Source organism: Streptococcus sp. 477, from assembly GCF_013277295.1.
GTDB classification, from domain to species: Bacteria; Bacillota; Bacilli; order Lactobacillales; family Streptococcaceae; genus Streptococcus; species Streptococcus pseudopneumoniae.
In genome coordinates, this window is record NZ_VMMQ01000035.1 from 1 (window position 1) to 25,978 (window position 25,978).

At 38.1% G+C, this 25,978-nt stretch carries 25 protein-coding genes, 1 tRNA gene and 1 pseudogene; 1 reads left to right on the plus strand and 26 read right to left on the minus strand.

The annotated features are described in order from the left end of the window. Positions 1–96 precede the first annotated feature (96 nt). From HT691_RS05495 to pbp2a, 6 genes are all read right to left on the minus strand, one after another. Positions 97–168 (minus strand) — tRNA-Glu (locus tag HT691_RS05495). A 93-nt stretch (positions 169–261) separates the two neighbouring features. Then, entirely contained in the window at positions 262–741 is a 480-nt protein-coding gene (locus HT691_RS05500; RefSeq protein WP_023933722.1) for a transcriptional regulator, read from the minus strand. A gap of 120 nt (positions 742–861) precedes the next feature. Then, positions 862–1,398, minus strand: coding sequence for a transcription termination/antitermination protein NusG (gene nusG, locus HT691_RS05505; protein WP_000376734.1), 537 nt, complete (start codon positions 1,396–1,398; stop codon positions 862–864). 50 nt (positions 1,399–1,448) lie between these two features. Then, entirely contained in the window at positions 1,449–1,625 is a 177-nt protein-coding gene (secE, locus tag HT691_RS05510) for a preprotein translocase subunit SecE (RefSeq protein ID WP_001210991.1), read from the minus strand. Positions 1,626–1,634: 9 nt separating this feature from the next. Then, on the minus strand, positions 1,635–1,787 hold the full coding sequence (gene rpmG, locus HT691_RS05515; protein ID WP_001809375.1) for a 50S ribosomal protein L33: 153 nt from the start codon (positions 1,785–1,787) through the stop codon (positions 1,635–1,637). A 52-nt stretch (positions 1,788–1,839) separates the two neighbouring features. Continuing rightward, entirely contained in the window at positions 1,840–4,035 is a 2,196-nt protein-coding gene (gene pbp2a / locus HT691_RS05520) for a penicillin-binding protein PBP2A (protein ID WP_054393050.1), read from the minus strand. Between the two features lie 86 nt (positions 4,036–4,121). Here pbp2a and HT691_RS05525 point away from each other — a divergent pair, with 86 nt between their 5' ends. Next, complete coding sequence (locus HT691_RS05525) at positions 4,122–4,997, plus strand: RluA family pseudouridine synthase (protein WP_345890402.1); 876 nt, start codon at positions 4,122–4,124, stop codon at positions 4,995–4,997. 68 nt (positions 4,998–5,065) lie between these two features. Here HT691_RS05525 and gap read toward each other — a convergent pair whose 3' ends face one another. From gap to HT691_RS05625, 20 genes and pseudogenes are all read right to left on the minus strand, one after another. Beyond that, positions 5,066–6,073, minus strand: coding sequence for a type I glyceraldehyde-3-phosphate dehydrogenase (gene gap / locus HT691_RS05530; protein WP_000260684.1), 1,008 nt, complete (start codon positions 6,071–6,073; stop codon positions 5,066–5,068). 179 nt (positions 6,074–6,252) lie between these two features. Beyond that, positions 6,253–7,554, minus strand: a complete 1,302-nt coding sequence (locus tag HT691_RS05535; RefSeq protein WP_172925276.1) for an ABC transporter permease — start codon at positions 7,552–7,554, stop codon at positions 6,253–6,255. Further along, positions 7,523–8,206: an ABC transporter ATP-binding protein gene (locus tag HT691_RS05540; protein ID WP_172925277.1), complete on the minus strand. Its 684-nt coding sequence runs from the start codon at positions 8,204–8,206 to the stop codon at positions 7,523–7,525. Before HT691_RS05540 ends, HT691_RS05535 begins: the two co-directional genes overlap by 32 nt. After that, the gene (locus tag HT691_RS05545) at positions 8,187–9,395 is read right to left on the minus strand and encodes a hypothetical protein (RefSeq protein WP_050248116.1); all 1,209 of its coding nucleotides are present in this window, start codon (positions 9,393–9,395) and stop codon (positions 8,187–8,189) included. The genes HT691_RS05540 and HT691_RS05545 overlap by 20 nt, the downstream gene beginning before the upstream one ends. Positions 9,396–9,406: 11 nt before the next feature. Next, entirely contained in the window at positions 9,407–9,991 is a 585-nt protein-coding gene (locus tag HT691_RS05550) for an ATP-binding cassette domain-containing protein (RefSeq protein WP_000861995.1), read from the minus strand. Between the two features lie 389 nt (positions 9,992–10,380). Then, positions 10,381–10,671: a hypothetical protein gene (locus HT691_RS05555; RefSeq protein ID WP_138706437.1), complete on the minus strand. Its 291-nt coding sequence runs from the start codon at positions 10,669–10,671 to the stop codon at positions 10,381–10,383. Positions 10,672–10,824: 153 nt separating this feature from the next. Next, positions 10,825–11,745, minus strand: a complete 921-nt coding sequence (locus HT691_RS05560; RefSeq protein ID WP_138706438.1) for an XRE family transcriptional regulator — start codon at positions 11,743–11,745, stop codon at positions 10,825–10,827. 123 nt (positions 11,746–11,868) lie between these two features. Beyond that, positions 11,869–14,518: pseudogene (adhE, locus tag HT691_RS05565) on the minus strand (bifunctional acetaldehyde-CoA/alcohol dehydrogenase). A 415-nt stretch (positions 14,519–14,933) separates the two neighbouring features. Next, entirely contained in the window at positions 14,934–15,344 is a 411-nt protein-coding gene (locus HT691_RS05570) for an MORN repeat-containing protein (protein ID WP_138706439.1), read from the minus strand. Further along, entirely contained in the window at positions 15,331–15,774 is a 444-nt protein-coding gene (locus HT691_RS05575) for a low molecular weight protein-tyrosine-phosphatase (RefSeq protein WP_172925278.1), read from the minus strand. Before HT691_RS05575 ends, HT691_RS05570 begins: the two co-directional genes overlap by 14 nt. A 46-nt stretch (positions 15,775–15,820) precedes the next feature. Further along, positions 15,821–16,120, minus strand: a complete 300-nt coding sequence (gene yajC, locus HT691_RS05580; protein ID WP_000445809.1) for a preprotein translocase subunit YajC — start codon at positions 16,118–16,120, stop codon at positions 15,821–15,823. Positions 16,121–16,236: 116 nt separating this feature from the next. After that, on the minus strand, positions 16,237–18,213 hold the full coding sequence (gene tkt / locus HT691_RS05585; protein ID WP_138706441.1) for a transketolase: 1,977 nt from the start codon (positions 18,211–18,213) through the stop codon (positions 16,237–16,239). Between the two features lie 113 nt (positions 18,214–18,326). Beyond that, a complete protein-coding gene (ulaG, locus tag HT691_RS05590) occupies positions 18,327–19,418 on the minus strand; it encodes an L-ascorbate 6-phosphate lactonase (RefSeq protein ID WP_138706442.1) in 1,092 nt (363 codons plus the stop codon). 111 nt (positions 19,419–19,529) lie between these two features. Continuing rightward, positions 19,530–21,203, minus strand: coding sequence for a transcription antiterminator (locus HT691_RS05595; protein ID WP_172925279.1), 1,674 nt, complete (start codon positions 21,201–21,203; stop codon positions 19,530–19,532). Positions 21,204–21,381: 178 nt separating this feature from the next. Beyond that, positions 21,382–22,086 (minus strand): L-ribulose-5-phosphate 4-epimerase, encoded by a 705-nt coding sequence (locus tag HT691_RS05600; RefSeq protein WP_172925280.1) that lies wholly within the window; start codon positions 22,084–22,086, stop codon positions 21,382–21,384. Between the two features lies 1 nt (position 22,087). Further along, on the minus strand, positions 22,088–22,951 hold the full coding sequence (locus HT691_RS05605) for an L-ribulose-5-phosphate 3-epimerase (protein ID WP_172925281.1): 864 nt from the start codon (positions 22,949–22,951) through the stop codon (positions 22,088–22,090). 3 nt (positions 22,952–22,954) lie between these two features. Beyond that, positions 22,955–23,620: a 3-keto-L-gulonate-6-phosphate decarboxylase UlaD gene (locus HT691_RS05610; protein ID WP_000166727.1), complete on the minus strand. Its 666-nt coding sequence runs from the start codon at positions 23,618–23,620 to the stop codon at positions 22,955–22,957. A gap of 16 nt (positions 23,621–23,636) precedes the next feature. Next, positions 23,637–24,122: a PTS sugar transporter subunit IIA gene (locus tag HT691_RS05615; RefSeq protein WP_001049927.1), complete on the minus strand. Its 486-nt coding sequence runs from the start codon at positions 24,120–24,122 to the stop codon at positions 23,637–23,639. Between the two features lie 75 nt (positions 24,123–24,197). After that, complete coding sequence (locus tag HT691_RS05620; RefSeq protein ID WP_000241469.1) at positions 24,198–24,479, minus strand: PTS sugar transporter subunit IIB; 282 nt, start codon at positions 24,477–24,479, stop codon at positions 24,198–24,200. 22 nt (positions 24,480–24,501) lie between these two features. Continuing rightward, on the minus strand, positions 24,502–25,959 hold the full coding sequence (locus HT691_RS05625) for a PTS ascorbate transporter subunit IIC (RefSeq protein WP_050208199.1): 1,458 nt from the start codon (positions 25,957–25,959) through the stop codon (positions 24,502–24,504). Positions 25,960–25,978 lie beyond the last annotated feature (19 nt).

Here is a 25,978-nt window from a genome sequence, read left to right on the forward strand (position 1 = left end):
ACTATATTAGTATATCACAGTCACTTTCGTTTGTCAACACTTTTTTGAAACTTTTTTAAACTTTTTTTCATCAAGTGTTCCAACCGCAACATACTATAGTCCGTACGGGATTCGAACCCGTGTTACCGCCGTGAAAAGGCGGTGTCTTAACCCCTTGACCAACGGACCAGAGTTGTTATTTTCAACTCTTACTATTATACCGACTTTTCAAACTTTGTCAACACCTTTTTTAAATTTTTTTAAACTTTTTTGCATAACTTCCTAATGGGTACGGATGTCAAACTCTTTAAACACAATACGTAAATCTCTTAACACTCTTTGACGCCCTCGGAAGCGTTCATCTCTTAAGACGCGTTCTAGCTCTTCTTGTTTCTCTTTACTTTGTTTGTTTCTATAATCTCTTAGTGTTTCATGAAAGAGATAATAATCGTCTAGCCAGAGTCCCTCCTCACTTATACGATGACTAATCTCACCTACTTCTTCATATGTTTCTTTATCATATCTCCGTTTTTGACTTTCTTGCTTACGGATATAATCTAAAATCCGATTCCGAAATTTAGTTTTGAAGTATTTCCTTAAACGAGGAATATCTTCTGCCAGCTCTTCTTCTCTACTAATCAATTCATGTAAGCAGAGCATGCCCTCTTGGTCCCAATCCGATAGTTCCCATAAATGAAGGTAATATTCATTTCTACACTTATACACAATTCCCTGGACTTCTTCATACAATTCTTTAATCATTCTTTTCCCCTTTCTGTGTACAGTCTAACAGATTCAGAAACACTTTTGGCACATTTCATCCATTCTGTTCTCTTTATCTCCTAAACTGCACAAAAAAGAGAGGTCTTGCCTCTCTAAGGGTTATAATTCTGCAATTTGGTTTAGGTTTACTTCTGCAACTGTGTCATTACCAAACATAGAGATAATCATCTTCACTTTGTTATTATCAATTTCTGTAATCTTACCAGTGTAATCTGCAAAAGCACCATCAATAATTCGTACAGTTTGACCAACCTCAACATCGAAATCAAATTCTTGAACAGTTTGTCCCATAGATATCAAAATGTCACGAATTTCTTGTTCCAATAATGGAGTTGGTTTTGATCTGTTCCCGTGTGATCCGACAAATCCTGTAACATTTGGTGTGTTTCGAACAACAAACCAAGCTTCATCTGTCATGACCATTTCTACAAGAACATAACCTGGAAAGCGATTTTCTTCTACTTCTTTTCTCTTTCCATTTTTTTCAACTTGCACTGTTTGTGTTGGAATTTCAACGCGTAGAATATTATCCAACATATTGTAGGTTTGTGCACGTTGTAATAGATTTTCTTTTACCTTATTTTCATAACCAGAATAAGTTTGTAAGACAAACCATCCTTTATCAAAACTATCCATGATATTTCCTTTCATAAATAGAAGATTTTTAGTGTACTTTCACTACTCTTCTAAAAAATGTTAATAAATCGAATCAAACCTGAAACAATCAACTGGTCAAAAATGTAAATAATTACTACAAAGAAAGCTGTGTATTCCATGATAGAACGAAAATCTCTCCAGCTTTCCTTGCGAGTTGGCCATGTTGTGTCTTTAAGAAGTCTAAAAATATCTCCAATAAAACGCATCGCTCTCTCCTATCTCGTTTCTCTGTGTGTAGTGTACTTGCCACAATGCTTACAAAATTTATTTACTTCTAGTCGTGTAGGCTTGGGGTTTCCACTAATCTTGATTGAATAGTTTCTCGAACCACAAACCGCACAAGCTAGGCTTGCTTTTTTTAGTGCCATAACACCTCCATCTTATCTATTATAACAAGAAAGCTAGGCTTTGACAAGCATCTTAGCGAAATAGATTGACTACCGAATCCCATATTGTTTGAGCCTTTTCCTTAATCTTCGCATCTGAGATAGCCCGACTAGCCTCATCTACTAGACTTTGCGCACGACTTCTAATATCAGAAAGGCTATTATCCGCCTGATTTTCTTCATTACTCTGTACTTGATTTCTTGTATTGGCTGGTGCAATTCCATTTTGCTTATACGCATTTTCAACTGTAAAGGTACTTCCTGGTGTATAAGGTAAAATGGTATTTGCAATATTTCTGAAGACATGGGCTGCACCGTTTGAAGTAGATCCTGCTAGATAGTGATTTTCATCAGTGGTCGGAAAACCAAGCCAGTGGCTAATCACTACATCCGGAGTATAACCAATCACCCACTGGTCACTTGTGTACTCCGGATTGAAAACTGCTTCAGTTGTTCCAGTTTTCCCTGCCATGACATAGTCTACAGGCGATGAACTAATACCGGTTCCGTTAGTGAATGTACCCAACATCATACTGGTCATCTTGTCAGCTACAGACTTATCAATCACTCGTTTTTGTGAATTTTTATGGCTTGCAATAATTTGTCCACTAGCATTTTCAATTCTACTAATAAAATGTGCTTCCGGCATTAAACCTTCATTTGCAAAGGCAGCATATGCTTGAGCCATTTGAAGAGGATTGGTTTCGACACCACTTCCCAAGGCGACACCAAGAACACGGTCGACCTTTTCCATGTTGAGTCCGAATTTTCCGCCCGCCTCAAAAGCCTTATCAAGGCCCAAATCATTAACAGTGGCAACAGCAGGTAGATTAAGCGATTCTGCCAAGGCTTGATACATAGGAACTTCTCGACTCGTTTTGATTCCTGCATAGTTATCAACCTTATAGCTGTTATACTGCATGGTATGGTTATCCAAGAGCTTGTTCAAAGCCCAACCTGCTTCAACTGCTGGCGTATAAACAACTAAAGGCTTAATTGTAGAACCAGGGCTACGTTTTGATTGAGTTGCATAGTTGAAATTCCGGAATCCAGTTTTATCATTGTCAGCAACTTGACCGACAACTCCACGAACTCCTCCTGTTTTCGGTTCAAGAGCTACACTTCCTGATTGTGCAAATGTTCCATCCTCTGCTCTCGGAAATAGCGCTGTGTTTTCATAAACAACCTGCATATTTGCTTGGTAGTTTTGGTCCAGCTCTGTATAAATGCGGTAGCCATTATTGACAATTTCTTCCTCTGTTAGATTATACTTAGAAACAGCTTCATTAACAACCGCATCAAAGTAAGAAGGATAGCGGTAATCTGAGATTTTCCCTTCATATTTATCGTGCAATTGCGAATTCATATCAACTTCCGCAGCTTCGGTTTCTTGGTTTTTATCAATATATCCTGCTGCAACCATATTTTGTAAGACAGTGTCACGACGATTGGTTGAATCTTCTACGGAATTCAAAGGATTATACAGTTCCGGCCCCTTGAGCATCCCTGCCAGAGTCGCAGCTTGATCCAAACTCACTTCTGATGCAGAAACTCCAAAGTATTTCTTACTCGCATCTTCTACACCCCACACACCATTTCCAAAATAGGCGTTGTTAAGGTACATGGTTAAAATCTGATCCTTACTATATTTTTTTGTTAATTCTAAGGCAAGGAAAAATTCTTTCGCTTTTCTCTCAACAGTTTGATCCTGTGACAAATAGGCGTTTTTAGCCAACTGTTGGGTAATAGTAGAGCCACCACCTGAACGACCAGCAGTGACAATCGCCAAGAAGAAACGACCATAGTTAATCCCGTCATTTTTATAGAAAGAACGGTCTTCTGTCGCAATAACGGCATTCTGCAAGTTTTTACTGATGTCAGTCAGTTCAACATAGGTTCCTTTTTGACCAGACAAGGCACCAGCCTCCTTTTCTTCACGGTCAAAAATGATAGTCCGAGTTTTCAAGGCGTTTTGCAAATCATTGACATTGGTTGACTTGGCTACAGCAAACAAATAGGTTCCTACTAACAAGCCTGCACTCAAACCTAGTATAACAACGATTTTCGTTAGATGATAGCGACGCCAGAATTTTCGAATCGGACCCACTTGGGCTAATTTTTTTCGATCACTGCGAGAACGACGTAAGCTAGTAGAATCAGAATCCTCTAGTTCACTTGTTTCTTTTTTAAAAAGAGAAAGAAATTTCTCGAATAATTTATCTAATTTCATGCGTTTATTTTATCATCTTCATCATAGGAAGACAAGAATTTAGCTATTTCCTATCCAAATAGGGCTTTTTTTGTTACAATATCTGTATGAAATTCACTTTTACTTTACCAGACTCTCTATCTCAAATGACGGTTAAGCAATTACTGGAGGAACAACTCCTCATTCCTAGAAAAATTCGGCATTTTTTGAGAATCAAGAAACATATTTTGATTAATCAGCGAGAAGTTCATTGGAACGAGATGGTAAGTCCTGGAGATGTTTGCCAGTTGACTTTTGACGAGGAAGATTATCCCGAAAAAGAAATTCCTTGGGGCAACCCAAATCTCGTTCAGGAAGTTTATCAAGATCAACACTTGGTTATTGTGAACAAACCAGAGGGGATGAAAACGCATGGTAATCAGCCAAACGAAATCGCCCTTCTCAACCATGTCAGTGCCTATGTTGGCCAAACCTGCTATGTCGTTCATCGTCTGGACATGGAAACCAGTGGCTTAGTTCTCTTTGCCAAAAATCCTTTTATCCTGCCCATTCTCAACCGCTTATTGGAGAAAAAAGAGATTTCTAGGGAATATTGGGCGCTTGTTGACGGAAATATCAACAGCAAAGAACTTGTTTTCAAAGACAAAATTGGGCGTGATCGCCATGACCGCAGAAAACGAATAGTTGATACAAAAAATGGGCAATATGCTGAAACGCATGTAAGCAGATTAAAGCAATTCCCAAACAAAACGACCCTTGTCCGTTGTAAACTAAAGACAGGGCGAACCCATCAGATTCGTGTGCACCTTTCGCATCATAACTTCCCTATTTTGGGCGACCCTCTCTATAACAGCAATTCAAAGACGAGTCGGCTTATGCTCCACGCCTTCCGACTGTCCTTTACCCATCCGCTTACTCTAGAGAAATTAAGCTTCACTGTCCCATCAGATACTTTTGAAACAGAATTAAAAAAGAATGGATGATTGTGTCATCCATTTTTAAATATTTGAAAAGCAAGACCAAGAGGCCTTGCTTTTTATCGACTCAAGAATTATTTAGCAATTTTTGCGAAGTATTCAAGAGTACGAACAAGTTGTGCAGTGTATGACATTTCGTTGTCGTACCATGATACAACTTTAACCAATTGTTTACCGTCAACGTCAAGGACTTTAGTTTGAGTTGCGTCAAACAATGAACCGTAAGACATACCTATGATATCTGAAGATACGATTGGATCTTCTGTGTAGCCGTATGATTCGTTTGAAGCTGCTTTCATAGCTGCATTCACTTCATCAACAGTAACGTTCTTTTCAAGAACAGCTACCAATTCAGTAACTGATCCAGTTGGAGTTGGAACGCGTTGTGCAGATCCGTCAAGTTTACCGTTCAATTCTGGAATTACAAGACCGATAGCTTTAGCAGCACCAGTTGAGTTAGGAACGATGTTTGCAGCACCAGCGCGAGCACGGCGAAGGTCACCACCACGGTGTGGTCCGTCAAGGATCATTTGGTCACCAGTGTAAGCGTGGATAGTAGTCATCAATCCTTCAACAACACCAAAGTTGTCTTGAAGAGCTTTAGCCATTGGAGCCAAGCAGTTTGTAGTACATGAAGCACCTGAGATAACTGTTTCAGTACCGTCAAGAACGTCGTGGTTAGTGTTGAATACAACTGTTTTAACGTCGTTTCCACCAGGAGCAGTGATAACAACTTTTTTAGCTCCACCTTTAAGGTGTTTTTCAGCTGCTTCTTTCTTAGCAAAGAAACCAGTAGCTTCAAGAACGATTTCTACACCGTCAGTAGCCCAGTCGATTTGTTCTGGATCACGTTCAGCAGAAACTTTAACGAATTTACCGTTAACTTCGAATCCACCTTCTTTAACTTCAACAGTACCGTCGAAACGACCTTGAGTTGTGTCGTATTTCAACAAGTGTGCAAGCATAACTGGATCTGTAAGGTCGTTGATACGAGTAACTTCAACACCTTCTACGTTTTGGATACGACGGAAAGCAAGACGACCGATACGTCCGAAACCGTTAATACCAACTTTAACTACCATTAGTGATTTCCTCCTTATGAAAATCATGAAATTTTTATTGTGAAAAGAGTAACTTGAATCACTACAAATCACCTTTCAACAAACCTATTATATAACTATTTGAGTTGAATTGCAAGTATGGGCATTGTTTTTCTATGTTTGTTTCTTTTTGGGAGACGATAACCTAGTAACACACTTGACTATTCATAGCGTAACGATTCTACAGGATCCATTTTACTAATTTTACGCGCCGGGAAGTAGGCTGAGACATAACCAAGTAATAGAGCGAAAGCTAGAGTTCCTAAAACAGATAAAAGATTTAATTCAAAAACCTTAGTGATAGATGGGTAAAAGTGATTTACAACCGCATTCGCCAAACTTCCCACCCCTTGTGCAACCAAAAATGCCAGCAGCAAGGCGATGCCTACAATCCAGATAGCCTCGTAAATAAAAATTCCTTTGACATCACGATTTTGATAACCAACTGCCTTCATGACACCTATTTCCTTAGAACGTTGTATGATATTGATGTAAATAATGATACCAATCATGACCGCTGCTACCACAATAGCTTGTGATGAAAGTACAATCAACAATCCCTGAATGACACGAATAAAAGTAATCACAATATCAAGAACCTTCTGTTGAGAAAGAACAGTATACTTCTTGTTTTTCTGCAATTCTTCTGTTATCGCTTTTGTTTGTGATGGATCTTTGAGTTCCAAGATAAAATAAGATACAGCTTTTGTAAATCCAGCCTCTTTCAAAATCGTTTCCATTTGATGAGACGGCATGAAACTGTTGCTGTCCTCCAAGTCATCTTCATCATTGATTACACGTACAATCTTTGTTTGAAATTGAGCAGTCTTGCTAGCTTCAGCATCATTTTCTACAATGCTGGCTGAGACTGATTTGCCAATAATATCACTAGCTGTCAGATTTTTTCCTGTCTGTTCATTCCAATTTTTTAGTAAACTGCTTGGAATCGTCAATCCCTGTTCATTTGAATCAGTATAGAGGGAACCGGCTAATACTTTGTCCGCCTCATTACTACTAACAGAAATACTTGTATCCTCATATAGACTCACTACTTGAGCATAAGAAGGCATCGTTTGACTCAGATCCATTTCTTGCCCATCTATAGTAATATTTGACATGGTCATCCCAAAAGGACTCTCCAAATATTTAATAGCTTCTTTGCCAACTGTATCCGTGATATAGTTCTTATCGTCTTGGTTCAAAAAGCCTCGTCCAACATTTTTTGTGTTTAAAGCAATCTGAACTTGAGAAGGGATTTGACCTCCATTCGTATTTTCATCAATCATCGAAATCAATGCATTTCCCAAGCCGAAAGAAATTAAGACTCCTACAAAACCGATTGAGGTTGCTAGCGCAATCAATAGGTTACGCCACTTTCTTTCCAGAAAGTTATTTAAAGAAAGTTTGAATTTATTTTTCAATGATAATCCTTTATTTTTTGACTTCTTCAACGACTTCACCATCCTTCATTTTGATAATCACATCTGCATATTCGGCAACCTCTGGATTATGGGTTACAATCAGTACTGTTTTCCCTGTTTGGGCTAATTTTTTAAACACTTCCAATACCATTTCTTGGGATTGAGAGTCCAGCGAACCCGTTGGCTCATCTGCTACAATCATATCAGGCTGATTTACCAAGGCACGCGCGATTGCTACACGTTGCTTTTGCCCGCCAGAAAGCTGTTTAACATTTTTAGTAATAAAAGGCTCCATGCCCAAGTTACTTAATTGCTCCTTTGCAATCATTGTCATCTCCCTGTCAGATAAATCTTTGACATAGAGAGGGAGCTTGACATTGTCCAAAACAGACTGATGAGGAATGAGGTTAAAGTTTTGAAACACAAATCCAATCTTATCTTTACGAAATTGAGTTAGTTCAATCTCTGATAAGTCACGGAGGGATTCCCCTTTAAATTCTAAAACTCCTTCATATTGTCTATCTAAACCGCTGATGATATTGAGTAGACTGGTTTTGCCACAGCCTGACGGCCCGTAAATCGCTGTAATTTTACCTTTTGCGATTTGCAGGTTTATATTCTTTAAAGCCTGCTCTTGATGTTTACCGTCCAAAGTGTAAAATTTTGAAATATTTTTAATGGATAAAATGGACATGATTATCTCCTTTAATTACTTTTGACAACATATGTCGATATAAACTACAATAAATAATACTGATATAAACTATATTTAACAATATCAAGCCCCATAAACCAAATAGTTTAATTTGATTGAATAATAAGCAAACCATAACTGGTACGAAGCGAATAATGTACAACGTTATCCTTGTATTTATAGGAATTGAAAAAGCATCTAACTCTTTTGCATTCTTGAAATGATACTTTCTAAATATAATTATCTCTAACATTTGTATCCCTTGGCATAAAAAATATGCTAGAGAAACTCCGAAAAGAAATAGGGAAATATCTATAAAACCGTACCCCAGATAATTTAAAAAGAAATATAGCGAGATCGACGGAACTAAGATACTAATAAAATTTAAAGACCAAATTCTTTTTTTTATAAACTTATTAAGATTAACCCCCACAGCCTTCAGATAAGGGAAGTCCTTATTTAAAGTAAGAAAATAAAAATTTATCCCTTTATTGCTAAAAAATACTGTCCCTGAAAATAAAGCTGTATTCAATATCATCGCTTTATTCGAGATATCAATTCCTAAAAAATCTGGTAAAACCAACCACATGAACATAAACATAAAAGTTGAAAATACAGGTATAGTCATCGCTTTAAACACCGTCAAACCATCAACGACAGATAATAAATAGGTCATACTAAACGATTTTTTAAACCTTGGCCTAACATACCTGATTTTCGATATAAAAAATATACTATTAAGTAAAAAAACAAGTAGGCACGCAAATATTCCTAAAGAAATATCATAGAAAAAAATAACTACTAAGATGGGAGAAACTAGAATTAAATTCTTTAAAAATACTATATTCCAAAATTCTCTCCCTGTGACATTGAAAAATATCCTCATTGTACTCTCTGTTTTAGTTTTTAAAACATAAATATTTTCATAAATTAGTCCTAATAACAAAATTGCAGGAACAAGTATTTTTACTAATTCAAAGTATGATAGGATACCCCAAATTTGATTTTCACTTAATAGCTTATAAACTTCTTGTTTAGCAAAACAAAATATAAAAATCAAACTAACAGATGAAAAAAAATATTTGTAGGTCGATTGAAGCAACGATAATTCCTTAACATTATTCGAATCATTCCAGTATCCCTGTCGAGATAGGAATAATAGAGTAATAGAATAATAAAACTTTTCCATATAACTTTCCTCTACAAAGAAATAATCTGATCAACTGTCGGTAAAATTTCTTGCCTCTCGTGACTTACAATAATGAAGTGTTTGCCTAGATTTATCTTTTGCTCCATCAATTGAAGCAGATTTTCAACCGAAATTTGATCTAAACCTGATAAAGGTTCATCCATAACATACAAGTCCGAATCCAATAAAAACGCTGCTATAAGCATTACTTTTTTCTTTTCTCCTAATGACAATGATTGAATTGTTTGTGTCATTAATTTCTCATTCAAATAAAATTGTTCTCGTAATTCTCTTAACCGTTCTTCGAACAAATTTGTTTCAATAAAAAATTGTTTCTGTAAAAATCCGAATAATAAATTAGGAGATAAACCAATGAAATAGTTGTCCGAAGAATCTGGAACATAGCTAACCTTTTCTTCAGAAATCAATGAGCCAGAATATGGTTGAACAATTCCTAGTAATACTTTCAATAATGTTGACTTTCCTGAGCCATTTTTTCCAGTAATCAGTGTAAGACCTGAATTTGAAGTATCAAAAGAAATATTGTTAAACAGTATCCTACTATTTATCCTATACGAAATGTTCTCTACTTTCATTTTTTCTCCTTTTATATTATAATTAAAATAGTTGATAGTTATGTCTATAATCTTTTTGAGAATGCCCATTTTCAAACTGAGACATAACTATCAATTATTTTTTTATATTAATTTCTAATTTTACTAATATTTTATGTAAAAATCAACTCTGTTCTATTAATTTCTAAACTAGAACCACTGTTTAACCCAGCCCCAAATTGCTGTTAAAATCCAGTCAATAATAATCCATCTGATAATTCTCCATACGAAACTCCACATAATAATTCCTCCTATTTACTAAACCATTGTTTAACCCAGCCCCAGATAGCTTCCCATAGCAAACTAATCAGAATCCATTTTACAATTTTCCATACCCAACGCCACATATTTTATTTCTCCTTTTTAAATTTCTATTTTAATTTTCTAAAAAAATCAAAATCTCTAAATGTCCTGTTATTCTCCAACGTCATATCAAGTCCCTCATTTACTTCTCGTACAATAATAAGTGTATTATTTGCTATACCGACTAATGGATAGACTTTTAATATCTGGGGTTTTATTGTAATCAAATCCAATAAATAGCCGTTAACTCTTATTTCTACTTGAAGAAGAGTTGATAGCGTTTGTCGAATGAGCAGTACATCTCCAACTTCTGACATGCTAGGCAATAAAACATTATTTATTCGTTCAAATTCTAGCATATCATTCCTCTAAACTCAACTCCACCACCCACCCGTGATAAATAGAAAAATCAGTATTTTAATCATAGTAAATTCCTTTCTCTTTATTACGAATCCATTGTAACAAAAAAGCGACATTTCCCCAATGACAGAAATGTCACTCCTATAAACTCTTTAACGATATCTCTCTAGATCCTCGGCCCATTCATTATCTAAACTAACGATTAACTTCTCATTGCCAAACATCCTCGCCATCATTTTTGCTTCTTCATACTTTTGTTTGGCTGTATCATAATCCGTCTGAATATAATATTTCCACTCCACCATCAAGACAATCGGTTGTTTTTGAAAATCTCGTGTTTTTTGCCCTATTTTATTTAAGGTCTCGACTGCCCTCTTAAAATAAGGAAGCAACCCCATAATCTCTATACAAGTTAAAGAAGCTAACAAGGAGTCTCTAAGTAAGTCCAAACAATCGAACTCTATCTTATCAACCTGAGAACTTAGTTTGTCATGAAAACAAAGAATGGTTTCATGCTCAGATTCTTTTATCTCACCCATATTTAAACCATCCATTAACTGACAGTTGAAATACAGTCTCAGTTTCAACAAGTCCTCGGCTTTATATACATCTCTGGATAGTAAGTCTTGAAGACTGTCCTCAATCACACTGCTTCCATATAAGGAATTACTAGTCGCTCTCACTGCATCTATTGCCTGAAGACAGTCCACTATCATCTTCTCATCACGGGGCAGGTCATCATAAAAACACTCAAAAATCTCATCAAAATATTCTTCCTTTTGTTCTTGCAACTCCTTGTCTCCATAGTCAGGGTGATGTAAAAGAAAGTACTTTAATTCTTGGTAGCGTTTAGGCAGTTCCTTATAATCTGGCATCAAGACGTAGGACGGAATTTCTAATCGATCTGCAATATATTCTAGTGTTTTTATCGTCGGGCGAAATTCTCCTTTTTCAATCCGCACCAACTGACGCACTGATAATTCAGACTCATCCCCGCAAAAAACTGGACGACTAAGTCCTTTCTCCTCTCTTAAAAGTCGCACTTTATCCCCTAACTCATTTATCTTGTTCATTTGCCCCTCGCATGATTATTAAAGATTTGATTTTCAAATAAATATATGCGATGATTATACCATTTTTCAAATAGAATTACAAAAAAGAGACAGGATAACTCCTGCCTCTAAACTGATAAACAATTATTTACGGCGTCCTGGTCTTTCTTTGTAGCCATAATATGCATCTGCCATAATTTCTTCCATGTCAGCTAACATTGGCAAGCGTGGGTTAGCAGGAGAACATTGGTCTTCATAAGCAAGCAAAGCAATTTCATGCAAGCTGTCTTTCCAAGCTTTTTCATCAATTCCTTGATCCTGGAAGTTCATCTTGATACCTACTGCAACACCAAGTTCGTAAACAGCTTTAGCGTATGCCTCAACTGCTTCTTCTGGAGTTGAGTGAGGCAAGCCAAGCATTTTCGCGATGTCTTGGAATTTCTCATCAGCTTTCCAGTAGTTGTATTTAGGCCATGTAGTAGTCTTAGCTGGACGAGTTCCGTTGTAACGGATAACGTACGGAAGCAAGATAGCATTTGTACGTCCGTGAACAGTGTGATGAACACCACCAATCTTATGGGCCATTGAGTGGCTCATTCCAAGGAAGGCATTAGCGAAGGCCATACCAGCCATTGTAGACGCATTATGCATTTTCTCACGAGCTTCTGGGTCAGCTGTCTTAACAGATTTTTCCAACCATTCAAAGACAAGTTTGATTGTTTGAAGCGCAATACCGTCTGTATAGTCGTTAGCAAAGTTTGAAGTGTAGGCTTCAGTCGCGTGTGTCAAGACATCCATACCTGTATCAGCAGCGATAAAGTCTGGAACTGATTCAACCAAAGCAGGGTCAACAATGGCAATAGTCGGTGTCAATGAGTAGTCAGCCAATGGGTATTTGCGGTTGTTTTTCTTATCAGAGATAACGGCAAATGGTGTTACTTCTGAACCAGTACCTGAAGTTGTTGGGATACCGATGTACTTCGCTTTCTTACCAAGTGATGGGAAGCGGAAGGCACGTTTACGGATATCCATGAATTTTTGAACCAAGTCACGGAAGTCGATTTCTGGTTGTTCGTAGAAGAGCCACATTACTTTGGCTGCATCCATTGGTGAACCACCACCAAGAGCAATGATTGTGTCTGGTTCAAATGCTTTCATCACCTCAGCACCACGTTCTACAGTTGTGATGTCTGGATCTGGTTCAACATCTGAGAAGACTTGGATAGTTACACGGTTGCTACGTGCGTTCAATTGATCAATAACACGTTGAGCGAATCCAAGTTTAACCATAGAGTCGTCAGTTAAGATCATCACTCTCTCTACCCCCCATTTCGCTTGAGTATCTGATTGCGTTTGGTTCAAAGTATACTTTTGGGGGAATTTTGTACTATTATAAATTGTTTTTTCTGCGCGCAATAATTTTGTAGTTAAGTAGATTTACAGCTCCGATGTTTCCAGATACTGAGTTTCCTCCGTAGCTACCACATCCAAGAGTTAGTGATGGGATAAGCGCGTTGTAGATATCCCCGATAGCTCCGTGTGTAGATGGAGAGTTCCATAAGATACGGCAAGCAGGAATTACTTTACCAAATTGTTCAGCAACCTCTTCGTCTTGAGTATGTACAGCAGCACTGTGACCTAAACCATTAAATTCAACCATTTGAAGAGATTTTTCAATTCCATCTTCAGTGCTAATAGATTTAAGTACCGCTAATATTGGAGATAATTTTTCACGAGTTAGAGGTTCATTTTCTCCTACTTCTTTAACTTCAGCAGCTAAAATTACTGTTCCTTTAGGAACTTCGAATCCTGCTAATTCAGCAATGTGTTCAGCAGATTTACCAACTACGTCAGCATTTAATTTAGCGCCAGCACAGTTATTAGAGTTAGCTTTTGCTCCAAATACGAATTCTTCAAGTTTAGCTTTTTCTTCTTTGTTAACGAAGTATACATGGTGTTCTTTCATTAATTCAATGAACTCTTCATAGTGTTCAGTATCAACGATAGCTGCTTGTTCACTGGCACAAATCATACCGTTATCGAATGATTTACTTAATACGATGTCGTTAACTGCTTGTTTAAGTTTTGCATCTTTGTGTACATAAGCAGGTACGTTACCAGGACCAACACCTAAAGCAGGTTTTCCGCAAGAGTAAGCTGCTTTAACCATTGCACTACCACCAGTAGCAAGAATTATAGATACTCCATCATGTTTCATTAATGCGTTTGTTGCATCTAATGATGGTTGTTCGATAAATTGAATACATTCTTCAGGAGCACCAGCTTCAATAGCTGCATCACGAACTATACGAGCTGCTTGTTTAGAACATTCATTTGCAGCAGGGTGGAAGCTGAAGATAATTGGGTTACGAGTTTTTAAGCAGATTAATGATTTAAATATTGTAGTAGATGTAGGGTTAGTTGTTGGTACGATACCACAAACAACACCAACAGGGTCAGCAATTGTAGTTAAACCATCTGATTCATCTTTATCAACAATACCTACCGTTTTTAGTCCGCGTAAGTTGTTTGCAATGTTTTCACAGGCAAACAAGTTCTTTGTAACCTTATCTTCAAATACACCACGTTCTGTTTCTTCGATTGCATGTTGAGCAAGAATTCTGACTGCATCAAGTGCTGCAGCTGATGCTTTCTCTACGATGTAATCAACTTGTTCTTGGTTCAACTTACGCATTTCATCAAGCGCAACCAAAGCTTTTTGTACTAGTCCGTCTACATGCTTTTCAGCAGCGAGTTGTTTTTCCTCTGGTGTCACAGTTTTTTTATCAGCCATATTTTCCTCCATAGCTTTCAAGGATTTATACTCAATGAAAATCAAAGAGCAAACTAGGAAGCTAGCCGCAGGTTGCTCAAAGCACAGCTTTGAGGTTGCAGATAAAGCTGACGTGGTTTGAAGAGATTTTAGAAGAGTATTAATCATTTGTTCATTTTTTTTACAAGTTTATTATAACGCATTATTTCAACTTTGTAAACGCTTTTATAAACATTTCACAAAAAATTTTTAGTTCCTTGTGAAATGTTTGTTATTTTCTTTTCTTAGCAAGCTTTTTCTTTAAGGTTTGTGAAATTTATTTCAAATATTTTTTATTTCACAAACTTGCTTGGAAGAGGGATTTGGAAAGATAGGGATTTGTAGGTAAGCGCTTACTTGTCTGGTTTTAACAATACCTCCTTTGAGTAAGGAGGCTTTATTTTTGTTGAAAAACGCCTTGTTTAAAAGTCCCTTCATAAACGACTTCTTGTTCTGTTGTTAGTTTTCCTTTTCCTTCAGCCTGACCATTTACAAAATCACCTTCGTAGGTCCAGCCTTCTTTAGATTGAAAGGTGCCTTTTCCGTTGAAAGCTCCATTGTTGAAACCACCAGTATACTGGTCTCCATTTTGGAAAGTAATGGTACCTTGTCCATTCATTTTACCACGTACAAGACTGCCGTCGTAAACAATCGTTCCATTATCAAGCTTTAGAACACCTTTTCCGGGAATATTTAGAAAAAAGACGAGTACAGCACAGGAAACAATGGTAACTACTGCCAAAATCTCTAAACGTGGACGAGTCAGATAGACACGATACTTTTCGTAAAAATTCTTAAGATTTTCCACCTTTACTCTCCTTTTCTAAACGTTCTAGCCAAACTTGACAGCCCTCTTGAACACGTCGATAGGTTTCCTCAAAATCTCCTGTATACCAAGGATCTGGAACACTTCCAGATGCAAATGAGTAAATCTTATCTTGACAGTCTGCTGGACACATCTGACGTAAGTCAGAAACATTTGAAGCATCCATGCCGATAATATAATCAAAGGCTTCAAAATCTTCCTTACTAATCTGAAGCGATGTTTTGCCTTTGTCATAAGGAATATCATACTGTTGAAAAATTCCCTGAGTGCCCTTATGAATCGGATTTCCATGTTCCCAAGAGGACGTCGCTCGACTCTGGATTTCATAACTATCTGTCATTGATTTCATAACAAATTCGGCCATAGGGCTACGGCAAATATTTCCCAGACAGACAAAGACTAGTTTTTTCATCCCATTTCCTTTCTTTTATAGAAAAACGGGAGTTCGTGATCCCGTCTTATTTTTCAATTGCGCCTTCTAGTGAAGCTGTTTCTTTCAGCGGTAATACTGTCTTGATAGCAGCTAGTTCAAAAGTCAAGTAAACTCCATCTACGTCAAGAACAATTGTTCCCTTCTCCGTATCTACTTCATCGACTGTTCCATAAAGTCCACCAATTGTAATCACTTCATAGCCTTTTTGTAGTTTATTCAAGCTTTCCATACGCTTTTGTGCTTGTTTCTTTTGAGAGCGTTGCGTAAAGAACATCAAGCCCAACATAGCCACAAGAATGATTAAAAATGTATATTGTGATTCCATTATATTCTCCTTTGTCTTTTACATAGGACTACTATATCAAATTTCAGTTACTTTTACAAGATTGTACCTTACTTTTCTAGTAAGAAAAACCAGAGCTTGCGCCCTGATTTTTAGGATTATTTCAAGTTTTGAACGACTTTTACAAGATTTTCTACAGTAAAGCCATATTCTGCCAATACTTTTGGTGCTGGTGCAGAGGCTCCGAAGGTATCAATACCGAGAACGGCACCATCAAGACCAACGTATTTGTACCAGTTTTGAGTTGCACCCATTTCGACTGCAACACGACGGCGAACTGCATTTGGAAGAATTTCTTCCTTGTATGCTGCATCTTGTTTATCAAAGACATCTGTAGATGGCATGCTGACTACGCGAACTTTTTCGCCTTGACTAGCCAATTCTTTGGCAGCTGAGACAGCAAGATTAACCTCTGAACCTGTCGCAATCAAGATGGTATCAAAGTCTGCTGCATTTTCATAGACAACATAGGCACCTTTTGCAACCTTGTCGAAGTCTGTTCCCTCTTCGACAGTCAAGTTTTGACGGGTCAAGACAAGAGCAGTTGGTGTTTTCTCACTTGTCACTGCAAGATACCAAGCCGCCTGAGTTTCACGCGCATCTGCTGGACGGAAAACATTTAGATTTGGCATAGCACGAAGACCGGCTAAGTGTTCAACTGGTTCATGAGTTGGACCGTCTTCCCCAACTGCGATTGAATCGTGGGTAAAGACATAAGTCACAGGAAGTCCTTGTAAGGCTGACAAGCGAACAGCTGCTTTCACATAGTCAGAGAAGACGAAGAAAGTACCACCGTATACACGAAGTCCACCGTGAAGAGCCATCCCGTTCAAGATCGTTCCCATTGCAAATTCACGAACACCAAACTGAATGTTGCGGTTCAAGCGATTGGCATCGTCTTGAAGTCCGTCAGTCTTGATATAAGTCATGTTTGAGTGAGCTAGGTCAGCTGATCCACCTAGGAAGGTTGGTAATTTAGCTGCCACAACATTCAAGGCGTCTTGACTTGAATTACGAGTTGCTTGAGAAAAACCATTTTCTAAAGCTGGGAAGTCTGCTGGAGTCACTTCGACTGGATCACGTCCGTCGATGATGGCTTCTACTTCTGCAGCCAGTTCTGGATGAGCTTCTTTATAATCTGCAACTAGTTTTGCCCATGCTTCATAAGCTGATGCGCCACGGTCTGCAACATGTTCTTTGAAATCAGTATATACTTGTTCTGGGATTTCAAATGGTTCATAGTCCCAACCGAGAGCTTGACGAGTAGCTGCAGTTTCATCTGCTCCAAGAGGGGCACCGTGTACAGCATTCGTTCCTTGTTTATTTGGAGAACCGTATCCAATAACAGTCTTCACTTCAATCAAAGATGGTTTGCCTGAAGCTTTTGCTGTTTCGATAGCTGCATGGATTGCTTCCAAGTCTGTTCCGTCTTCAACCAAGGCAGTATGCCAACCGTAGGCATTATAACGATCACGAACGCTTTCAGTGAAGGAATCCTTTGTCTCACCATCCAAGTTGATGTCATTTGAATCATAAAGGACAACCAACTTGTCTAGTTTTTGCAAGCCTGCGTATGAAGCTGCCTCACTTGAGACACCTTCCATCAAGTCTCCATCTCCACAGATAACGTAAGTATAGTGGTCAAAGATATTGTAGCCTTCACGGTTATATTTGGCTGCCAAGAAACGTTCTGCTTGGGCAAAACCAGTAGCAGTTGAAATCCCTTGACCTAAAGGACCTGTTGTAGCATCAATCCCTGCTGTATGGCCAAATTCTGGGTGACCTGGTGTTTTTGAACCCCATTGACGGAAGCTCTTAATCTCATCCATGCTGACATCTTCAAAACCAGAAAGGTGAAGAAGGGCATAAAGAAGCATTGAACCATGACCAGCTGAAAGAATAAAGCGGTCACGGTTAATCCAGTTTGGTTGAGCTGGATTGATACGAAGTTGTTTTGTAAAGAGGCTGTAAGCCATCGGAGCCGCTCCCATAACCACACCTGGGTGACCTGAGTTGGCTTTGTTGATAGCGTCAATACCTAGGAAACGAATTGCATTAACAGATAGATTTGACATAGAATTTCCTTTCTATTTGAGGTGATTATTGAATCACACATTCTATTTTACTATTATATGAAAATTATCCGTATCATGCAACATACGGATAACCTCCAAAGAATATTTTTATATTAGAGCAAAGCTTTAAATTGAATGTTAGAGTCTTGTTCAAAACAATCGTCAAAACCACGTGGATGATGGTATTCTACTAAGTGTTGATCTTGAGGATAAGTATACTTACCGCCAACTTCCCAGATAAATGGATGGAAATCGTATTGCAAGCGATCTTTTCGCATTTTCCAAAGTTCTAGAATCTCATTAGTAGAAGCCATGAAGTTAGACCAGATATCATAGTGAACTGGGATAATGACTTTGGTACGCAGATTTTCTGCCATACGAAGAAGGTCGATAGATGTCATTTTGTCTTGGATACCTACCGGATTTTCACCATAGTTATTCAAAGCAACATCAATTTTAAAGTCTTTACCATGTTTTGCAAAATAGTTTGAGAAGTGAGAATCTGCACCATGATAGATGGTTCCACCTGGTGTTTCAAAGATATAGTTAACAGCCTTTTGAGCCATTTCTTCATCTGTAACAGCTAAGCCAGCAAGTTCACCGCCTGTCTCATCAGCACCGTTCACTGGGAGAGTTACCAAGCAAGTACGGTCAAATGATTCTACTGCATGAATCTTCATATCTTTTAATTCGATAGTGTCACCTGGCTTCACAACGATGATACGTTCTTTTGGAACACCCCATCCTTCCCAGATTCGTCCACAGTGGTAAGGACCGATAAACTTAACATGCTCTAACTTAGGATTGTTGAGAATTGCTGCAGCTGTGTATGGGTCGATATGATCACTATGGAAGTGTGAAACTAAGTAATAGTCTAGTTCGTTGATAGCAAATGGATCGATAACCATTGGCTGAACACGCAAGTTTGGTTGCAACTTACGAACACCAGCCATATTTGCCATTTGGTGCCCACGAACCATATCTTTCACTTTTTTGGTTGATTTTCCACGATTTGACCAAAGGTCCATGACAACGTTAGCACCACCTGGTGTCTTAATCCAAGTACCACAATTGCCTAGCCACCACATGGCAAAGTTGCCTTCAGCTACGACTTCTTCTTCTATTTCTTCGTTGAGCCAGGTCCCCCACTCTGGGAAAGTAGCTAAAATCCATGACTCTCTTGTAATTTCTTTGACGTTTGGCATATGTTGCCTCCTTTGGATATAATTGTTATCTTTGAGATTAGTATACCACCCTTCAAAACACTAAAAAAGACCAAGAAAAACACAGGTTTGTGTTCATCATTGGACTGTCCTTCAAATATCTTCCAAAAAAGCTTGAACTACTATTTCTTGATTTATAAGTGTTTGAACCTCTTCTTGGAACTTACTAGCCAACTTGCTGTCTACAATATAAGACGAAATAAGACTAGAAAGATTTTCACTGAAACTTTTGCCCTCATTACAAAATATATTGTGTTTAAGATAGTCTAGCATTTTCAAAATATCTTCTGCTTCAAGGATAGGATTAACCCTTAAAATCGGAAATCTGCTATCCAAATCATCATTAGTAGTAATCACTACATCAACTTGTGCAATATCTTCCACACTCTTAAATTGTTCTGTTGTAAATACAGTGCCAATTTGCTCATTTGGAAAATAAAGTTTGCATTGTTTCAGCAAAAGTCTCGAAACCGCAACACCTTCATCACAAACGAGATAAACTTTTTTCATATTTTTTTGAGACGATGGTGTATACTTCAAAAATCCTCCAATATGAATCGTCAAATAGGCAATATCATCGTCTGTTAGCCGAATAAACCATGCTCCTTCTAAAATTTCCGCAGATTTTCTAGTGACTAAAAATAATTCTTCATACTTGAATCGAATTTGTTTTGTTAGAGGATTTTTAGAAAAAATACCGTACGTCTTTCTAAATAACAAGGCTTTACAGTGGATCATCAAATTTCGTAACAAATCATCCTTGTTCTCAATCTCCATTCGGATTTGTGATTCAAAATACCAGATAAATTCTTCTAAAGCAAGTTTTAATTGCCGAAAATCATCACTTTCTGCATGAATATCCAAATCTTTACGATAGGAGAGGAGAAGAACAGCTACAAGAGAAACTTCAAGTTCTGACAAAGAAATTTCAAACTTTTGAAACAACCGTTCTCCTAATTTCTTAGACACCTGATACTCTATTCTTTTTCTTATCAAAGAAAATTCTTTCTCTATATCCTGATGTCTTTCTTGATACTGTTCAACATTGTGACAGCTTAACAGCAAATAAGGTAGAACCTGCAACATAAAAGTTACTTCATGATGGTTTATTTTCTTCCCTAAATCTTGTTCAACTAAAGGAACCTGTTCCTTAAAAAATTGGTTCATTTCAACAGAAAGCAAACACTCATCATCTAACCTCTCTTTCATCTTATCTTCTAAAATAGATACAAAAGTGGCATTTTCTTCCATAAAAATATGATATAGAAGCGATTGAAGATACTGAATTTTATTAAGAGGGTGGGCATGAAGGTGGTATCCCTGTGACTTGCTCACTTGCAAGGTCACCTGATATTGTTCCAAAGTTAGTTGATAACGAATACTATTCAAATCATTGAGAACAGTATTCCTAGATACCTCTGTTAACTCTATCAATTTTTCAATCGTAATACGTTCTTTAGAAATACCTATCCATAGTAACATTATCATCATACGTTCATGCGCACTCATGATATAATCGTACGAATCTACTTCCGATAATAGTTTACAACAAGCATCTCTCTGCTCTTCCGTTAAGTGAATACCAATTCGTGGAATACTAATGATGTGAAGCGCCTCGTCACCCAGAGCAGCATTGATTTTGTCAATGTGATAATAAATTTTCCTTCTTGACTCTTTCAAATCTTTCGAAATCGCCATAATCGTTTTGGACGTTTCTTGATCCATCAAATATTGAAGCAAATCACAACTTGCCTTATCCAGTACCATATTAAAAAATCCCCCAAATCTATTGATATCACGGCAATTCTTTTTATTTTACCATATATATATCAAGCGCTATTTCTAAAAAATCTTTCAAAATTACTTCAACTCCAACTTTACTCTCAATAAAAATCAAATGTAAAAAGAGGAGCTAAATTTATCTTTTTCTCCTCCTTCATCGTTCTTACTTTTGACCATAATAAGCATTTGGTCCATGTTTACGTTGGTAGTGTTTTTCTAGTATGTACTGGGGAGCAGGTTCAACTCTTGGATTGATTTGTTCTGTAAAGCGATTCATCTTTGATACTTCCTCTAGTACGACAGAGTGATAAACAGCATTCTCTGGATTTTTGCCCCAGGTGAATGGACCGTGATTGCGTACAACAATTCCTGGTACTTCAACCGGGTTAAGTCCGCGATGTTCAAACTCTTCTACGATAACCAGGCCAGTATCTTTTTCATAGGCCACTTCTACTTCATCCTTGGTCAAACTACGGGCACAAGGGATTGAACCGTAGAAATAATCTGCATGGGTTGTTCCGTAGAAAGGAATATCACGACCTGCCTGAGCCCAACCAACAGCTTCTGTCGAATGGGTGTAAACCACACTACCAATTTCTGACCAAGCCTTATATAATTGCACATGAGTTGGGAGGTCGGAAGATGGTCTTAAATCCCCTTCTAGGATCTTACCATCTAGATCAGTCACTACCATGTTTTCAGGTGTCAATTCGTCATAATCCACGCCTGATGGTTTGATAACAATGACACCGAGTTCGCGATTGACTTCCGATACATTCCCCCAGGTAAATTTGACAAGTCCATGTTTTGGCAATGATTGATTGGCATCACAGACTCGTTTACACATAGCATTGATTACTTGATTCATCTTACATCAAACCTGCTTTCTTAATGAGTGGATAGAGAAAAGCTTGCGCCTCTTGAATGGCTGCGCGTGTTTCTTCTACTGTTTCACAATTTTCAGACCACATTTCGATTAGGAAAGGTCCATTATAATTGGTTTCCTTTAAAATATCGAAAGCTTCTTCCCATTTGACACAACCTTGCCCGAAAGGTACATCTCGGAACTGGCCCTTTGAACTTTCTGTCACTGCATAAGTATCCTTGAGATGGAGAGCTGCGATGGCATGATGACCAAGATAAAACTCACTATAGATATCATTATGCCATGCAGACACATTACCAATATCTGGATATACAAAGAGGAAGGGAGAGTCAATCTCTTTTTCTATAGCCAAATATTTTTCGATGCTACTGATGAAAGGATCATCCATAATTTCAATAGCAAGTACCACCTGAGCTTCTTCAGCCCAATCACAGGCTTTTCTCAAATTTTTGATAAAACGTTGGCGTGTCTGGGGTGACTTTTCCTCATAGTAAACATCGTAACCAGCTAATTGAATCGTACGAACTCCCAAGTCTTGAGCTAATTCGATACATTTTTTCATGAGTTCTAGAGATTTTTCCTCTAGAACTGGATCTTTTGAACCCAATGGGTAGCGACGATGGCCTGAAAAACAGATAGAAGGAATACGAACACCAGTTTCATAGATTGCTTTGACAATTTCCAAGCGTTCTTCCTTACTCCAGTCAAGTCTTGCTAAACGCTCGTCACGTTCGTCAATAGACATCTCGACAAAATCAAAGCCTAACTCCTTGGCAAAATTTAAACGTTCTAGCCAAGTAAAGTGTGTTGGGGTTGCCTTCTCATAAATTCCAATCGGACGTGCCATGGTTTACCCCCAAATTCGTTTGATTTCATCCTTGAAGGCACGCGCTGCTCCTGCTGGATCCGCAGCCTCCGTAATTCCACGACCTGCGATAAAGGTAAAGACATCAACACCTTCAAAGAGTTTGAGAGTATCTACATCTAGACCACCTGTTACAGATACACGGAAGCCCATGTCAATGAGTTTTTTAACCTTATTAAGGTCTTTTTCACCCCAAGTTTCACCAGCAAGAAGAGCATCACGAGATTGGTGATAAATAGCTTGTGAGATACCTGCATCTAGCCAAAGCTGAGCTTGTTCAAAAGTCCAATCGCCATAAAGCTCGATCTGGATTTCGCCTCGTTCTCCTCGTTCAGTCTTGATAGCCTTTAGAGCTGCTTCCATAGTAGGGATGGTTGCACAACAGATACAAGTCATCCAGTCTGCTCCACGAACCGCATTATTTTTAGCAACTGTTCCACCAGCATCAGCACATTTTGTGTCTGCCACAATAATCTTATCTGGGAAAAGGCTACGCAAGACTTCAGCCAGTTCACTTCCAACTTGAAGCAAGCAAACAGTTCCAGCTTCGATAATATCTACTTCCTGACCAACAGAAACAGCTGCTTTAATCGCTCCTTGCAAGTCTGAATGGTCTAATGCAACTTGTAAATTAGGTATTCTTTTTGTCATTTCTTTATTCCTCTTTCTAACTTTCCAAGTCCAATCCTTCGAGATAAGGGCTATCCTTAGATTCTTCAATCATAGCCAAGACATCTTCTTTAGTCTGGCAAGCCTGTAAACGTGCAATAGAATCGTCTAATTCAAACAGGGCAATAATTTGTGGAATGGCTACACTTGTGTGAATTTTTGAGCTTGTTGCTGCCAGTGCCAACAAAACAGATACCTCTTTCCCATCTGAAAATACAACAGGATTTTGTAAGGTAATCAATGAAAAGGCATCACTTTGCACACCAGCTTCAGGTCTAGCATGGGGCATAGCCATACCTGGCATCAAGATATAGTAAGGCCCATACTCTTCAGTCGATTCAATGATAGCATCGTAATACTCTGGCAAAATTGCCCCACTTTCAATTAAGGGATCTACTGCTACCTTGACTGCTTCTTTCCAATCGTTAGCCTCTAAACCTAGTCGGATCGAGTCATTGTCAATTAAAGCTTGTTTTAAATTCATATCTGCCTCCTTTATTTAAGAGGGAGAAGGACAGAAACGATAACTCTCAGTTTCTGTCCAGCCCCCTCCAACCTTTTACTGTAGTGCTTGACTGAGTTTTTCGGTGATTTCTTTATCATCCATCAAGTTATCAAGCCCAATTAACTTCCCATTAGTTCGCCCTTCCAATTCTTGAATCAAATGAAGAGAAGCGATTACGATGTCATATCCTACTGCTAAACCTTTAGCTTCACCGACACTGCATGAATTGACTGTAAAATCTGTTTGATTAAGCTTACGGAGAGCATTTTCAACCTTCATCTTGATAACCATTGATGAACCCATTCCATTTCCGCACGCTGCTAATACTTTAACCATTTTATTTCTCCTTTTCTAGATACTAAGCTTCTTCTTGAACTTCACCGTTGTAATATTTCTCTTTATCTTTTGCTTTGGCAAATTGAAGTTGAGGAATAACAAGCAAGAAGAGACACACAAGTACATAACCAACAATAGCAAGGTATTTGAAGATATATCCAAATCCAAGCCATGGGAATTCAAAGTCGATATTTCCATGGTAGCCACCATAAGATGCCAAATCGAGAAGAGCCACACAAAGAGCTCCTAGAGCAACTTGAAGGACACCTGATATAAAGGAAAGGATAACAGCCGCTTTCCATCCGCCGCGTTTATCAGCGTAGACCGCAATGGCTGCATTGTCAAAGAACACTGGTACAAATCCTGTAATAATAAGAATCGGATTTTTAAAGACGATGAGCAAGACAATTGTAATCAATTGACCAATCAAACCAAAGGTAAATCCTGACAAGACAGCATTTGGAGAACCAAATCCATAAGAAGCTGCAACGTCAACCGCTGGGAATGAACCTGGCAACAATTTGTTTGAAATACCTTGGAAGGCGTTTGTCAACTCAGATACGAACATTCGGACACCTTGCATCAAAACGAACAAGTAAACTGAGAAGGTAAAGGCTGTTTGGATAATGTACATAAAGAAATCTTGTTTAGCAGGATTGAATAGAGTTCCTGAAGTGATGACTTCTTTATTAGACATAATGTCTGGACCCAAGATTAAAAGAATGGCTCCGAAGAATACGAGCATCAAGGTAGCAGATGCAACAACTGTATCGTGGAAGATTGAGAGGAACTTAGGTAATTTAAGATTGTCTAAACTTTCTTCTTTCTTACCAAAGCGTCCTGCTACTTTATCTACAAACCAGATTGCAAATTGCTGTTGGTGACCAATCGCAAATCCGCCACCACCAGTCAAGCGTTGAGTTGCCTCAACAGTCATATTTGAACTAACTGCCCAGTAAAGTCCACAGATGATACCAATCGCTGCTGTACCGTAAGCATTGCGCAATTGTGGTACTAAGAATAGAACCATAAGAGATACTGTTGCAGCTTGTTGTACCATGATGTGACCAGTAATAAAGAGGGTTCTTACCTTCGTAATCTTTCGAAGAGCTACGAGCAAGATATTTATTCCAAAACCAATCAATAGAGCTGTAGTTGCAGTTCCAACAAAATCTGGAAACTCTGCTGCAATTTTGTTGTTTGCTGCAGCAAGTCCAAAGTAAGGGTCGATAACCGCTGCACCAATTTGGAATTTGTAGTTAAGAGCTGCTAAGATTGGACGAAAGGTTGTAACCAAACCACCAGCACCCACGTTAAGCAACATATACCCTACTGTTGCTTTAACAAACCCTGAGAAAACGTCATGGGCAGGTTTTTTCAAAAGTGCGTATCCTATCAACACCAATAAACCTACGAAAAATGCGGGATTCTGCAAAATATTGCTAGAAAACCAATTTAGAACACTTGAAACGACTTCCATAATTGTTCTCCTTTTGAAT

What these genes read in the sequence shown, in the direction of transcription:
- HT691_RS05595 (WP_172925279.1), bottom strand. Translation starts at nt 21,203, where the DNA reads ATGGTACTGGATAAGGCAAGTTGTGATTTGCTTCAATATTTGATGGAT.
- HT691_RS05550 (WP_000861995.1), bottom strand. Translation starts at nt 9,991, where the DNA reads ATGAAAGTAGAGAACATTTCGTATAGGATAAATAGTAGGATACTGTTT.
- HT691_RS05560 (WP_138706438.1), bottom strand. Translation starts at nt 11,745, where the DNA reads ATGAACAAGATAAATGAGTTAGGGGATAAAGTGCGACTTTTAAGAGAG.
- HT691_RS05555 (WP_138706437.1), bottom strand. Translation starts at nt 10,671, where the DNA reads ATGCTAGAATTTGAACGAATAAATAATGTTTTATTGCCTAGCATGTCA.
- HT691_RS05600 (WP_172925280.1), bottom strand. Translation starts at nt 22,086, where the DNA reads ATGAATCAAGTAATCAATGCTATGTGTAAACGAGTCTGTGATGCCAAT.
- HT691_RS05610 (WP_000166727.1), bottom strand. Translation starts at nt 23,620, where the DNA reads ATGACAAAAAGAATACCTAATTTACAAGTTGCATTAGACCATTCAGAC.
- rpmG (WP_001809375.1), bottom strand. Translation starts at nt 1,787, where the DNA reads ATGGCACTAAAAAAAGCAAGCCTAGCTTGTGCGGTTTGTGGTTCGAGA.
- HT691_RS05575 (WP_172925278.1), bottom strand. Translation starts at nt 15,774, where the DNA reads ATGAAAAAACTAGTCTTTGTCTGTCTGGGAAATATTTGCCGTAGCCCT.
- HT691_RS05540 (WP_172925277.1), bottom strand. Translation starts at nt 8,206, where the DNA reads ATGTCCATTTTATCCATTAAAAATATTTCAAAATTTTACACTTTGGAC.
- nusG (WP_000376734.1), bottom strand. Translation starts at nt 1,398, where the DNA reads ATGGATAGTTTTGATAAAGGATGGTTTGTCTTACAAACTTATTCTGGT.
- ulaG (WP_138706442.1), bottom strand. Translation starts at nt 19,418, where the DNA reads ATGCCAAACGTCAAAGAAATTACAAGAGAGTCATGGATTTTAGCTACT.
- pbp2a (WP_054393050.1), bottom strand. Translation starts at nt 4,035, where the DNA reads ATGAAATTAGATAAATTATTCGAGAAATTTCTTTCTCTTTTTAAAAAA.
- HT691_RS05525 (WP_345890402.1), top strand. Translation starts at nt 4,122, where the DNA reads ATGAAATTCACTTTTACTTTACCAGACTCTCTATCTCAAATGACGGTT.
- HT691_RS05500 (WP_023933722.1), bottom strand. Translation starts at nt 741, where the DNA reads ATGATTAAAGAATTGTATGAAGAAGTCCAGGGAATTGTGTATAAGTGT.
- gap (WP_000260684.1), bottom strand. Translation starts at nt 6,073, where the DNA reads ATGGTAGTTAAAGTTGGTATTAACGGTTTCGGACGTATCGGTCGTCTT.
- secE (WP_001210991.1), bottom strand. Translation starts at nt 1,625, where the DNA reads ATGCGTTTTATTGGAGATATTTTTAGACTTCTTAAAGACACAACATGG.
- HT691_RS05625 (WP_050208199.1), bottom strand. Translation starts at nt 25,959, where the DNA reads ATGGAAGTCGTTTCAAGTGTTCTAAATTGGTTTTCTAGCAATATTTTG.
- tkt (WP_138706441.1), bottom strand. Translation starts at nt 18,213, where the DNA reads ATGTCAAATCTATCTGTTAATGCAATTCGTTTCCTAGGTATTGACGCT.
- HT691_RS05620 (WP_000241469.1), bottom strand. Translation starts at nt 24,479, where the DNA reads ATGGTTAAAGTATTAGCAGCGTGCGGAAATGGAATGGGTTCATCAATG.
- HT691_RS05605 (WP_172925281.1), bottom strand. Translation starts at nt 22,951, where the DNA reads ATGGCACGTCCGATTGGAATTTATGAGAAGGCAACCCCAACACACTTT.
- HT691_RS05545 (WP_050248116.1), bottom strand. Translation starts at nt 9,395, where the DNA reads ATGGAAAAGTTTTATTATTCTATTACTCTATTATTCCTATCTCGACAG.
- yajC (WP_000445809.1), bottom strand. Translation starts at nt 16,120, where the DNA reads ATGGAATCACAATATACATTTTTAATCATTCTTGTGGCTATGTTGGGC.
- HT691_RS05615 (WP_001049927.1), bottom strand. Translation starts at nt 24,122, where the DNA reads ATGAATTTAAAACAAGCTTTAATTGACAATGACTCGATCCGACTAGGT.
- HT691_RS05535 (WP_172925276.1), bottom strand. Translation starts at nt 7,554, where the DNA reads ATGGTGAAGTCGTTGAAGAAGTCAAAAAATAAAGGATTATCATTGAAA.